The organism is Microbacterium sp. cf332, assembly GCF_900102175.1.
Lineage (GTDB): Bacteria > Actinomycetota > Actinomycetes > Actinomycetales > Microbacteriaceae > Microbacterium.
In genome coordinates this window covers 71,978-83,729 of record NZ_FNKN01000005.1, presented here as the reverse complement: position 1 = coordinate 83,729, position 11,752 = coordinate 71,978, and the positions used below count along the sequence as shown (strand labels likewise).

Below are 11,752 nucleotides of genomic sequence, written 5' to 3'. Positions count from 1 at the left end.
CATTTGACAAGTGCACGCTGTTGAGTTCTCAAGGATCGGACGCTCCCCCAACTGACCTCACAGCCAGCCCAGAGGGCAACTTCACAACCATACCCCACCACGACGCGCTTCGATCTGGCTCCGGAACGAGGTTCCGTGTCAGTCGAGGACTGCTCTTCGGGGTGGAGGTTCCATCCTAGACGCAAGCGCTTTGTTCTCGCAAGGAGGTTTGGGATGGGATTTGTTCTCCGCTTGAGGGGGCGTAGGCCTCCCGGCCTTCTCGCTCTTCCCTGTGGGGCGAACAAGTAATAAGTTACGCGGCTCCCGGCATCGTGGCAAAGCGGCGCGACATCCCGGGCGTGTCGCAGGGGCCGTCGGAAGCCGAGAACCGCGTCATCACGCGGAAAACGGCGGATGCCGCGACCCTTCGGCCGCGGCATCCGCCGTCATCGCGTGAGACGCGCTCACTCCCACTCGATCGTTCCCGGGGGCTTCGACGTGACGTCGAGCACCACGCGGTTCACTTCGCGCACCTCGTTCGTGATGCGGTTCGAGATCTTCGAGAGCACGTCGTACGGCAGGCGGGTCCAGTCGGCGGTCATCGCGTCCTCGCTCGAGACGGGGCGCAGCACGATCGGGTGGCCGTAGGTGCGCCCATCCCCCTGGACTCCGACCGAACGGACATCGGCGAGCAGCACGACCGGGCACTGCCAGATCTCCGCGTCCAATCCCGCCTTCGTCAGCTCCGCTCGAGCGATGGCGTCGGCATCACGCAGGATCTCGAGACGATCAGCGGTGACCTCGCCCACGATCCGGATGCCGAGGCCGGGCCCCGGAAACGGCTGGCGTCCGACGATGGCCTCGGGCAGACCGAGCTCGCGGCCGATCGCGCGGACCTCGTCCTTGAACAGCGTCCGGAGCGGCTCGATGAGCTCGAACTGCAGGTCTTCGGGCAGGCCTCCGACGTTGTGATGGCTCTTGATGTTGGCCGTGCCGGCCCCGCCGCCCGACTCGACGACATCCGGGTACAGGGTGCCCTGCACGAGGAACCGGATCGGTTCGCCGTCGGCCGCCGCCTCGGCCATCAGGTCGCGCTCGGCCTGCTCGAAGGCCCGGATGAACTCGCGACCGATGATCTTGCGCTTCTGCTCGGGGTCGCTGACCCCGGCGAGGGCTTCGAGGAACCGCTCACGGGCGTCGACCGTGATCAGCCGGACACCCGTCGATGCGACGTAGTCGTTCTCGACCTGTTCCCGCTCCCCCTTCCGGAGGAGACCGTGGTCGACGAAGATCGCCGTCAGCTTGTCTCCGACGGCTTTGTGCACGAGTGCCGTCGAGACCGCCGAGTCGACACCGCCCGACAGCGCGGAGATGACGCGTCCGGACCCCACCTGCTCTCGGATGCGCTCGATCTGCTCGGCGATGACGTTGCCGCTGTTCCAGTCGGCGGGAAGCCCTGCCGCCTTGTGCAGGAAGTTCTCGAGCACCTTCTGTCCGTGGTCGGAGTGCTTGACCTCGGGATGCCACTGCACCCCGTAGAACTTCCGGACGTCGTTCGCGAACGCGGCTACGGGCGTCGCCGCCGTGCGCGCCAGCACGTCGAAGCCCTCGGGCGCACGCGAGACCTGGTCGCCGTGGCTCATCCACACGTTCTGCTCGGCCGGCTGCCCCTCGAGCAGCGTTCCCTCGGTCACGATCGTCGCGTCGGTCGCGCCGTACTCGCGCAACCCGGTGTTCGCGACCTCGCCACCGAGGGCCTGGGCCATCACCTGGAACCCGTAGCAGATGCCGAGCGTGGGCACGCCGAGATCGAAGACGCCGGCATCGAGCGCGGGTGCGCCCGGCTCGTACACCGACGATGGGCCGCCCGACAGGATGATGCCGACCGGGTCCTTCGCCGCGATCTCCTCCGCCGTCGCGGTGTGCGGGACGAGTTCGCTGTAGACGCCGGCCTCGCGCACGCGCCGGGCGATCAGCTGGGCGTACTGGGCGCCGAAGTCGACGACGAGGACAGGGCGCTGCGACGTTTCGGTCTGAGTTGTCACCGGGTGCCTTCCGTGGCGGGGATGGATGCGGCGGCCTCGGCGGCTTCGCGCTGGGTGAGATAGGCCCTCACCTCGCGGCCGACGCGGGCCTCCATGAAGAACGAGAGGGCGGGAACGACGCCGCCGAGCGCGAGCAGGATGAAGCGGGGGAACGACCACCGCATGAGGCTCCACACGCGGAAGCACGAGAACAGGTACACGACGTAGAACCAGCCGTGCACGACGAGGATCGCGAGCGAGATGTTGAAGCCGTCACCGGTCGAGACCATCTCGCACGAGTTCGTCTGCGGCAGGAACAGCGACCACCATTCGCAGTCGGCTCCGGCGATCACCGGAGCGAACCAGAGGAGACCACCCGAACCGCCCGCGAAGAGCTCGGTGTGGATCGGGGTGTACTTCAGGATCATCTCCGCCAGGAGCAGGAGCAGACCCACGCCCGTGATGACCGAGCAGATCTGGTAGAACCTCAGGGCGTTCCGGATCGCCGGGAACGTGGCGAGCTTCGGGGCGCGGGGCATGGTGTCCAGTCTAGTCGCGGCCCGGCGGGCTGCTTCCCGCCGCCATCGACGCGTCCGCCGGCGCCGCGGGGCCGCGAGCGGCACCCTCGCCGTCGGAGTCCGCGTCCTCGAAGTCCTCGAGCTCCTTCTCCCAGGCGTCCTTGGCGAGGCGATACCACATGTAGAACGCGAAGCCCGCGAAGACCGCCCACTCGACGGCGTAGAAGATGTTGAGCCAGTTGACGTTCGAGCGTTCCTCGGGCGCGGGCGAGTGGATCGCGACGAGTCCGCCGAACGACTCCGCCGACGTCAGGTACCCGCGGTAGACGTCGAGCCCCCCGGTGTCGTGCCAGCGGCTGAGGAGAGCCGCCGGCGACATCCGCGTCATCTCCTGCGGGTCGGCGCCCCGGGGCGGCATCGCCGGCCCCTCGTCGGAGATGATGCGCCCCACCAGCTCGACCGCCTGGGGCGGCTCGACGTCGAGCGTCGAGGCAACGCGCTCGGCCTCGGCCCGATCGGCGGTCCACCCCACCGCGACCGCGATCGACGTCGGGACGCCGGATGCGACATCCCCGGGATCGACGCGCAGCTGTCCGGTGACCCAGTAGCCCTCCTCGCCCCGGTCGTAGCGCGAGGAGACGATGTCGAAGTCGTCCGCGACGAACGATCCGCTCACCTCCACGCGCTGACCGACGAGCGGCTCCGGGAGGTACTCGCCCGGAGCGACGACGTCAGCCAGCGGACGCACCTGCTCGGTCTGGCCCGGCGCGGGCGGCGAGGTGTCGACCGCGCGCGAGAGCTGCCACTGCCCGAGCCAGGCGAAGACCGCCGCGACCAGCAGGGCGAATGCGAGCATGCCCAGCCACCAGGGTCGCAACATGACCTCGCGCAAGGTCGGCGCGAAGGCGGCGGCCGCCAGGGGCGTGGTCGGAGCGGGGTCGGGAGAGCTCATGTCACCGCACGCTGTACGGCGCCACCACGACCTCTACGCGCTGGAACTCCTTCAGGTCGGAGTAGCCGGTGGTCGCCATGGACTTCTTCAGCGCGCCGATGAGGTTCGCGGTGCCGTCGGCCACGGGGGCCGGTCCGTACAGCACCTCTTCGAGCGACGCGACCTGCTCGACCTTGACGCGGTGCCCGCGAGGGAGCTGCGCATGGTGCGCCTCGGGGCCCCAGTGGAAGCCGTGACCGGGCGCGTCGGTGGCGCGCGCGAGCGCGACGCCGAGCATGACGGCGTCGGCGCCCATCGCGAGCGCCTTGACGATGTCGCCCGAGGTTCCCACCCCGCCGTCGGCGATCACGTGGACATAGCGTCCGCCCGACTCGTCGAGATAGTCGCGTCGCGCACCGGCGACGTCGGCCACGGCCGTCGCCATGGGGGCGTGCAGACCGAGCGTCGCCCGGGTGGTCGATGCCGCACCGCCGCCGAAACCGACGAGCACACCGGCTGCTCCCGTCCGCATGAGGTGGAGCGCCGCGGTGTAGGTCGCGGCTCCGCCGACGATGACGGGCACGTCGAGGTCGTAGATGAACTTCTTGAGGTTCAGCGGCTCGTCGACGCTCGAGACGTGCTCGGCCGAGACGGTCGTGCCGCGGATGACGAAGAGGTCGACGCCCGCGGCGACGACGGTCTCGTAGAGCTCCTGGGTGCGCTGCGGAGTCAGCGAGCCGGCGACGGTGACGCCCGCCGCGCGGATCTCGGCGAGACGGTCGCGAACGAGCTCGGGTTTGATCGGCTCGGCGTACAGCTCCTGCATGCGGCGGGTCGCCGCGACGTCGGGCAGCGCGGCGATCTCGGCCAGCAGCGGCTCAGGGTCGTCGTAGCGCGTCCAGAGCCCCTCGAGGTCGAGCACGCCGAGGCCGCCGAGCTGACCCAGCATGATCGCGGTGCGGGGACTGGTCACCGAGTCCATCGGGGCGCCGAGCACCGGGATCGAGAACTGGAACGCGTCGATCGACCAGGCGGTCGACACGTCCTCGGTGTTGCGGGTGCGCCGCGAGGGCACGACCGCGATGTCGTCGAACGCGTAGGCCCGACGGGCGCGCTTGGCGCGGCCGAGCTCGATCTCCATGGTCACCCCCTCAGCCTACCGGCCGGTCCGGACCCGCCATCCGGACCGGCCGCCCGTTCAGCGCGCACGGACGACACGCTGCTCGTCCCAGACGGCCTCGTCGGACTCGTAGACGCGCCCGTCGCCGCCGAAGACGACGAACCGATCGAACGAGCGGGCGAACCAACGGTCGTGCGTAACCGCGAGCACCGTCCCCTCGAAGGCGGCGAGCGCGCGCTCGAGCGCCTCGGCCGACGTGAGATCCAGGTTGTCGGTGGGCTCGTCGAGCAGCAGCAGCGTCGCCCCCGACAGCTCGAGCAGCAGCACCTGGAAGCGCGCCTGCTGGCCGCCCGACAGGCTGTCGAAGCCCTGTTCGGCCTGGCGGACCAGGCCGTAGCGGTCGAGCGCCGAGCTGGCGGCATCCCTCGGCATCCCGGCCCGGCGATCGTCGCCCCGGTGCAGGATCTCGAGCAGCGTGCGTCCGGTGAACTCCGGATGCCGATGGGTCTGCGCGAACCAGCCGGGCACGACGCGGGCGCCGAGGGCGGCCGTGCCGGTGTGCGCGACGGGCTCGAGGCCGGCCCCGACGGCGGTGATGTGGCCGAGCAGGGAATCGGGTGCCGTGCCGCCCGCGGCGAGCAGACGCAGGAAATGCGACTTGCCCGAGCCGTTCGACCCGAGCACGGCCACGCGGTCGCCGAACCACACCTCGAGATCGAACGGCCGCATGAGTCCCGTCAGCTCGAGACCGTCGGCCACGACGGCGCGTTTGCCCGTGCGCGAGCCGCGCAGCCGCAGTTCGAGGTTCTGCTCCGGCGGGCGTTCCTCGGGAGGACCGGCATCCTCGAAGCGACGCAGGCGCGTCTGAGCCGCGCGGTAGCGAGAGGCGAACTCGTCGCTGGCCGCGGCCTTCGCCTTCATATCGGCGACGAACCGCTTCAGCTTCGCGTGCTCCTCGTCCCAGCGGCGACGGAGCTCGTCGAGGCGGGCCATGCGGTCGTCGCGGGCCCGGTGATACGTCTCGAAGCCCCCGCCGTGCACCCACGCCGTACTGCCCGCTCCCCCGGCCTCGAGCGTGACGATGCGATCGGCGGCGCGGGCGAGCATCTCGCGGTCGTGCGAGACGAGCAGCACCGTCTTCGCCGTCTCGCGCAGCCGCTCCTCGAGCCAGCGCTTGCCCGGGACATCGAGATAGTTGTCGGGCTCGTCGAGCAGGAGGACCTCGTCGGGGCCGCGCAGCAGGGCTTCGAGTGCGAGGCGCTTCTGCTCGCCTCCCGACAGCGTCGTCAGCTCGCGGAAGCGCGCCCGCTCGAACGGGATGCCGAGGGCCGCGGTCGTGCAGGTGTCCCAGACGGTCTCGTACTCGTAGCCGCCGGCGTCGGCGTAGTCGGCGATCGCGCCGGCGTACCGCATCTGGGTGTCGAGCTCGTCGGAGGCGATCACGGCGTTCTCGGCGTCGTCGAGCTCGCGCGCGGCGCGGCGCACACGCTCGGGCGCGACCGAGATGAGGAGATCGTGCACGGTCTCCCCGGCGTCGCCGTGCCCGACGAACTGGTCCATGACCCCGAGACCGCCGTCGATCTGCACGACGCCGCCGTGTGCCGCGGCATCCCCCCGGACGATGCGGAGGAGGGTCGACTTCCCCGCGCCGTTCTGGCCGATCAACGCGGTGGTCGAGCCCGCGGCGACGCGGAACGTGACCTCGTCGAGCAGCGGCCTGCCGTCGGGGAGGGTGAACGAGACACCCTGGATGTCGAGCGAACCCATGGTGGACCGGGCCTTTCCGCTCCACTGCGGAGCCGACCAGGCTATCGCACCTCGGCGGGGCGGTCGTGCACGCCCGCCCCGTGGGGGTGGGATGCTGGCGTCATGACACGCATCGTGATCGTCGGCGCGGGCATCATCGGCCTCGCGACGGCTTGGGCGCTGACCCGGCGTGGCGAGCGACCCCTCGTGCTCGAGCGCTTCGGACGGGGACACACCCACGGGGCGTCGCACGGCGAGACCCGCAATTTCAACAACGCCTACGCCGACGCGCACTACCTCGATCTGCTGCAGCGGGCGCGGGAGGGGTGGGATGCCCTCGGCGACGTGGACGGCGAGCCGCTGCTCCGGCGGCACGGGCTCGTCACCCATGGTGCGGGCAGCGACCTCGGGGGCGGTGCGGACGACGGCGAGGCCGGACTCGAGACGATCGCTCGGAGCCTGCTCGACCGCGGCATCCCCGCCGAGATGCTGACGGGTCCGGAGGCCGTCCTGCGGTGGCCGGGCATGCGCTTCGCCTCGGATGTGCTGTTCTCTCCCGACGCCGGCGTCGCTCGCGCATCGACGGCGATGCTCGAGCTCGAGCGGCGGGTGCTCGGGGCCGGCGGCGAGGTGCGGTGGGGTGCGCCGGTCTCGGGGATCGACCACCTCGGCGACGACGGCGCGCGCGTCCGGCTCGCGGATGGCGGTGCGATCGACGCCGATGTCATCGTCGCAACGGTCGGCGCGTGGACGGCGGGCCTGCTGCCCGGCATCCGCCTGCCGCGTCTGACGGTCACGGAGGAGACCCCGGCGCACTTCGCGGCGACGACCGGCCCGTGGCCCTCGTTCAACCATCGCCTCGACCCGGCACGCTATCCCGCCCCGGTCTACGGCATGCCCACCCCCGGCGAAGGGATCAAGGTCGGGTTCCACCGCGTCGGCGACGTGGTCGACCCGGACGAGCGGCCGCACCGCGTGACCCATCACGACACGCTCGTCGACTACGTGCGCGAGTGGATGCCGGGCCTCGACCCGGACTCAGCCGTGCATCTGTCGTGCACGTACACCTCGACGGACGACAGCGCCTTCGTGCTCGATCGCGTCGGCCCGCTCGTCGTGGGCGCGGGCTTCTCCGGCCACGGCTTCAAGTTCGCCCCCGGCGTCGGCGCGACGCTCGCCGATCTCGCCCTCGACCCCGCCGCCCGCGCCGCCGCGCCGTTCCGCCTGCCCGCAGAATGAGCCCGGGCGGGGGCGCGGCGAGGGGACGCTGAGGAGGAGATCGACACGTCGGAGGAGACATGGGGCGCGCGTCTCCTCCCTGACGCAGAACTCCTCCCCCACGAGGTGAGCCACCGCCGGTAGCCGTTCCTCCCCGGCACCTCACCGCCGGCTCGCATCCCCAGATCGCGGTCGAGACGCAGCATCCCGGATGCGGCGGGTCGAGCATCGAGCGATGGACCAAGGCCACCTGGCGTCGTGGATGCGGCGAACCGGCGGCGTCGCACGGACGAGCGCCCTGTCCGATGCCGGCGCGTCACGGCATCGGATCCAGACCGCGATCGCGACGGGCGCTCTGCTCCGGGTGCGACGAGGCTGGGTCGCGCTCCCCGATGCAGACCCCGAACTCGTCAGCGCCGCACGTCACGGCGTCGTGATCGCATGCATCAGCGCGGCTCGGAGGCTCGGCCTCTGGGTCCTCGCCGAGGACCGACCGCACGTCGCGGCGAGGCCGCACGCGGGCCGGGCCCCCACGCAGCGGGCGACCGTGCACTGGCACGAGCCCGCCGTGCCGCGGCATCCGGATGCGCTCGTCGACCCGATCGAGAACGTCCTGGTGACCGTGGCACGGTGCCAGCCGCTCGAACCCGCCCTCGTGATCTGGGAGTCCGCGCTCCGCCAGCAGCTCACCTCGCGCGAGGTGCTGGGCCGGCTCGACCTGCCGCCGGCCGCGCGGCGGCTGTGGGCTCGGGCTGCCCCCTACTCGGATTCCGGTCTCGAGACGATGCTTCCCCTGAGGTTGCGGTGGCTCGGAGTGCCGCTACGGCAGCAGGTCTGGGTACTGGGGCGGCCGGTCGATCTTCTCGTCGGCGAGCGCCTCGTGGTGCAGATCGACGGGGGCCACCACGTCGGGCGTCAGCGCGCGTCCGACATCGAGCACGACGCGCGGCTGATGCTGCATGGCTACCACGTCATCCGCGTCACGTACGCGCAGGTTGTCGACGACTGGCCGCACGTGCACGGGCTCATCGCGACGGCCGTCGCCCAGGGGTTGCACCATGCGAGCTGACGCGGAACGCCGATGCCCCCCACACAACGAAGGAGATCTGCACATCGGAGGGCGACCGTCGTCTGACGGACCTCAGATGTGCAGATCTCCTCCGTGTGCGCTCTGGCGAGCGCGGGTCAGCGCTTGTAGTTGGGTGCCTCGACGACGATCTGCACGTCGTGCGGGTGCGACTCCTTGAGACCGGCCGAGGTGATGCGCACGAACTTGCCGCGCGCCTTCAGCTCCTCGACCGTGCGCGCGCCGACGTAGAACATCGACTGACGCAGTCCACCGATCAGCTGGTACGCGACGGCCGAGACCGGGCCGCGGTAGGCGACCTGACCCTCGATGCCCTCGGGGATCAGCTTGTCGTCACTCGGGACATCGGCCTGGAAGTAGCGGTCCTTCGAGTACGAGGTCTTCTTGCCGCGGGTCTGCAGCGCGCCGAGCGATCCCATGCCGCGATACTGCTTGAACTGCTTGCCACCCTGGAAGACGATCTCGCCCGGCGACTCGTCGGTCCCCGCGAGCAGCGAGCCGAGCATGACCGAGTCGGCGCCGGCGACGAGGGCCTTGGCGATGTCGCCCGAATACTGCAGGCCGCCGTCGGCGATGATCGGGATGCCGGCCTCGCGCGCCGCGAGCGACGCCTCGTAGATCGCGGTGACCTGGGGGACGCCGACACCCGCGACGACGCGCGTCGTGCAGATCGAGCCCGGTCCGACGCCCACCTTCACAGCGTCCACGCCGGCTTCGATGAGCGCCTGAGCACCCTCGCGGGTCGCGACGTTGCCGCCGATGACGTCGATGTGCTCGAAGGATGCGTCGGCCTTCAGGCGCTTCACCATGTCGATGACGCCCGCGGACTGACCGTTGGCGGTGTCGACCACGATGACGTCGACACCGGCGTCGCGCAGGGCCTCGGCCCGCTGCCACGCATCGCCGAAGAAGCCGATCGCGGCGCCGACGCGCAGGCGTCCCTGGTCGTCCTTCGTGGCGAGGGGGTACTTCTCGCTCTTGTCGAAGTCCTTGATGGTGATGAGACCGGCGAGCTTGCCGTCGTCGTCGAGCAGGGGGAGCTTCTCGACGCGGTGGTGGGCGAAGAGCGCGATGACCTCGTTGGCGCCGATGCCGACGCGGCCCGTGACGAGGTTCTCGCTCGTCATGACGTCGCGCACCTTGGTGGTCTGCCGCTCGAAGCCCGAGACGAAGCGCATGTCGCGGTTGGTGACGATGCCGAGCAGGTGCCCCTCCTCGTCGATGACGGGCAGGCCCGAGATGCGGTACTGCCCGCACAGGGCGTCGACCTCTTCGATGGTCGCGTCGGGGGTCGTGGTGATGGGGTCGGTGATCATGCCCGACTCGCTGCGCTTCACCTGGTCGACCATCGCCGCCTGATCCTCGATCGAGAGGTTGCGGTGGATGATGCCCAGACCGCCCTCGCGCGCGATCGCGATCGCGAGCCGCGCCTCGGTGACCGTGTCCATCGCCGCCGACAGCAGCGGGGTGGCCACGGTGATGCGACGGGTCACGCGCGAAGAGGTGTCCGCCTCGGAGGGGATGACGTCGGTATGCCCCGGAAGCAGGAGGACGTCGTCGTAGGTGAGGCCGACGAATCCGAACGGGTCGTTGTAGTCGCTCATGCGCACTCCTTGAAAGTCTCAACGATTCTAAGCGTCCGAGGCCCCGCGGAATTCCCGGTCTTCATCCCGCAAACGACACACCGCGATCGAAGTTGCGCACCGGTAACACGCAGGCAACAATCAGCGCATACGTTCAGGTGTCGCCGAAGCCACCGAACCGGTACCTCTCGGCGCGTTCGACCACGACTCAGGAGGTGCCAGTGGCGATCACCCCGACGACGCACGCTGTTCGTCGCCCGAGGCGAGTGCTCTCGACGTTGATCGCCGGCCTCCTGGCCGCGGTCGCGTTCGTGGGCATCGCCTCCCCCGCAATGGCCGCCGGTGACGACCCCGAGTCGTTGCCGTTCACGATCGCCGGTAACGTCCGCACGGGCGGCGAGCCCGTCGAGGGCGCGACGATCGTCGTGACGGGCGGCGACTTCGAAGCCGAGGGCGAGACCGAGGCGAACGGAAGCTTCGCGATCGGCGTCCCGACGAAGGACGTCGCCTACACGGTCGAGCTCGTCGAAGACAGCCTCCCCTCGGGGGTGACGGTCCCGGAGGGCTTCGAGTCGACCATCGAGGTCGAGTTCGGCGCGACGAGCACCATCACGCGCAACTTCACCCTCGAAGCGGCCGAGCGTCAGACCGCGACCTTCCTGGATCAGCTGATCTCGCGCACCGTGAACGGCTTGAACTTCGGGCTCATGCTGGCCCTCGCGGCCATCGGCCTGTCGCTGGTGTTCGGCACCACCGGCCTGTCGAACTTCGCCCACGGCGAGATGGTGACCTTCGGCGCGCTGGCGGCGCTGCTGTTCTCAGCGGGCTTCAGCCTGCCGATCTGGATCGCGATCCCGCTCGCAGTCGCCGTCTCGGCGCTGTTCGGGTTGACGATGGATGCCGGCCTCTGGCGCCCCCTGCGACGGCGCGGTCTCGGCACGGTGCAGCTGATGATCGTCTCGATCGGTCTCTCGCTGGCCCTGCGCTACATCTTCCAGATGTTCGTCGGCGGTGGCACGGCGCAGCTCCCGGGCGGCTCGACGGCCGTCATCCCGGGTCTGGGGCCGATCCGCCTGACCATCACCGACGTGGTCAGCATGGGCGTCTCGCTCGTCGTGATCGCCGGCTTCGCGTGGTGGCTCATGCGCACCCGCATCGGACGCGCCACCCGCGCCGTCTCCGACAACCCGTCGCTGGCTGCCGCGAGCGGCATCGACGTCGACGCCGTCGTCCGCGTGGTCTGGGTGGTCGCTGCGGCCCTCGCCGGCCTCTCCGGCGTGCTGTGGGCGTACTTCCGGCCCGGCATCAAGTGGGACATGGGCACGAGCATCCTGCTGCTCATCTTCGCCGCCGTCACCCTCGGTGGCCTCGGGACCGCGTTCGGCGCGCTCGTGGGCGCCATCATCGTGGGGCTGCTCGTCGAGGTGTCGACGCTGTGGATCCCCTCGGACCTCAAGTACGTCGGCGCGCTGGTCGTGCTGATCGTCATCCTGCTGTTCCGCCCGCAGGGTCTCCTCGGGCGCCGAGAGCGAATCGGATAGGCATC

The 11,752-nt window shown here is 70.3% G+C and carries 9 protein-coding genes; 3 read left to right on the top strand and 6 right to left on the bottom strand.

All coding sequences use genetic code 11. The features are described 5' to 3' along the window. Positions 1-443: 443 nt before the first annotated feature. The 5 genes from guaA to BLT21_RS15375 are packed head-to-tail and all read right to left on the bottom strand — an operon-like array spanning position 444 to position 6,339. A complete protein-coding gene (guaA, locus tag BLT21_RS15395) occupies positions 444-2,024 on the bottom strand; it encodes a glutamine-hydrolyzing GMP synthase (RefSeq protein WP_091503927.1) in 1,581 nt (526 codons plus the stop codon). Then, positions 2,021-2,542 (bottom strand): DUF3817 domain-containing protein, encoded by a 522-nt coding sequence (locus tag BLT21_RS15390; protein WP_091503924.1) that lies wholly within the window; start codon positions 2,540-2,542, stop codon positions 2,021-2,023. Before BLT21_RS15390 ends, guaA begins: the two co-directional genes overlap by 4 nt. Positions 2,543-2,552: 10 nt before the next feature. Then, a complete protein-coding gene (locus tag BLT21_RS15385; protein WP_371113461.1) occupies positions 2,553-3,473 on the bottom strand; it encodes an SURF1 family protein in 921 nt (306 codons plus the stop codon). Between the two features lies 1 nt (position 3,474). Then, positions 3,475-4,593, bottom strand: coding sequence for a GuaB3 family IMP dehydrogenase-related protein (locus BLT21_RS15380; protein ID WP_091503932.1), 1,119 nt, complete (start codon positions 4,591-4,593; stop codon positions 3,475-3,477). Positions 4,594-4,650: 57 nt separating this feature from the next. Then, a complete protein-coding gene (locus tag BLT21_RS15375; RefSeq protein ID WP_091503921.1) occupies positions 4,651-6,339 on the bottom strand; it encodes an ABC-F family ATP-binding cassette domain-containing protein in 1,689 nt (562 codons plus the stop codon). A gap of 102 nt (positions 6,340-6,441) precedes the next feature. Here BLT21_RS15375 and BLT21_RS15370 point away from each other — a divergent pair, with 102 nt between their 5' ends. Both BLT21_RS15370 and BLT21_RS15365 read left to right on the top strand, forming a co-directional pair. Continuing rightward, positions 6,442-7,557, top strand: coding sequence for an FAD-dependent oxidoreductase (locus tag BLT21_RS15370; RefSeq protein ID WP_091503918.1), 1,116 nt, complete (start codon positions 6,442-6,444; stop codon positions 7,555-7,557). A 214-nt stretch (positions 7,558-7,771) separates the two neighbouring features. Further along, positions 7,772-8,605, top strand: a complete 834-nt coding sequence (locus BLT21_RS15365; protein WP_091503915.1) for an endonuclease domain-containing protein — start codon at positions 7,772-7,774, stop codon at positions 8,603-8,605. 116 nt (positions 8,606-8,721) lie between these two features. Here BLT21_RS15365 and guaB read toward each other — a convergent pair whose 3' ends face one another. Continuing rightward, positions 8,722-10,227 carry an IMP dehydrogenase gene (guaB, locus tag BLT21_RS15360; RefSeq protein ID WP_091503912.1) on the bottom strand — a complete coding sequence of 502 codons (1,506 nt, stop codon included), beginning with the start codon at positions 10,225-10,227 and terminating at the stop codon, positions 8,722-8,724. Positions 10,228-10,427: 200 nt separating this feature from the next. On the opposite strand from guaB, the gene BLT21_RS15355 reads away from it, so the two are divergent. Further along, positions 10,428-11,747, top strand: a complete 1,320-nt coding sequence (locus BLT21_RS15355) for a branched-chain amino acid ABC transporter permease (RefSeq protein WP_371113460.1) — start codon at positions 10,428-10,430, stop codon at positions 11,745-11,747. The last annotated feature ends 5 nt before the right edge of the window (positions 11,748-11,752 follow it).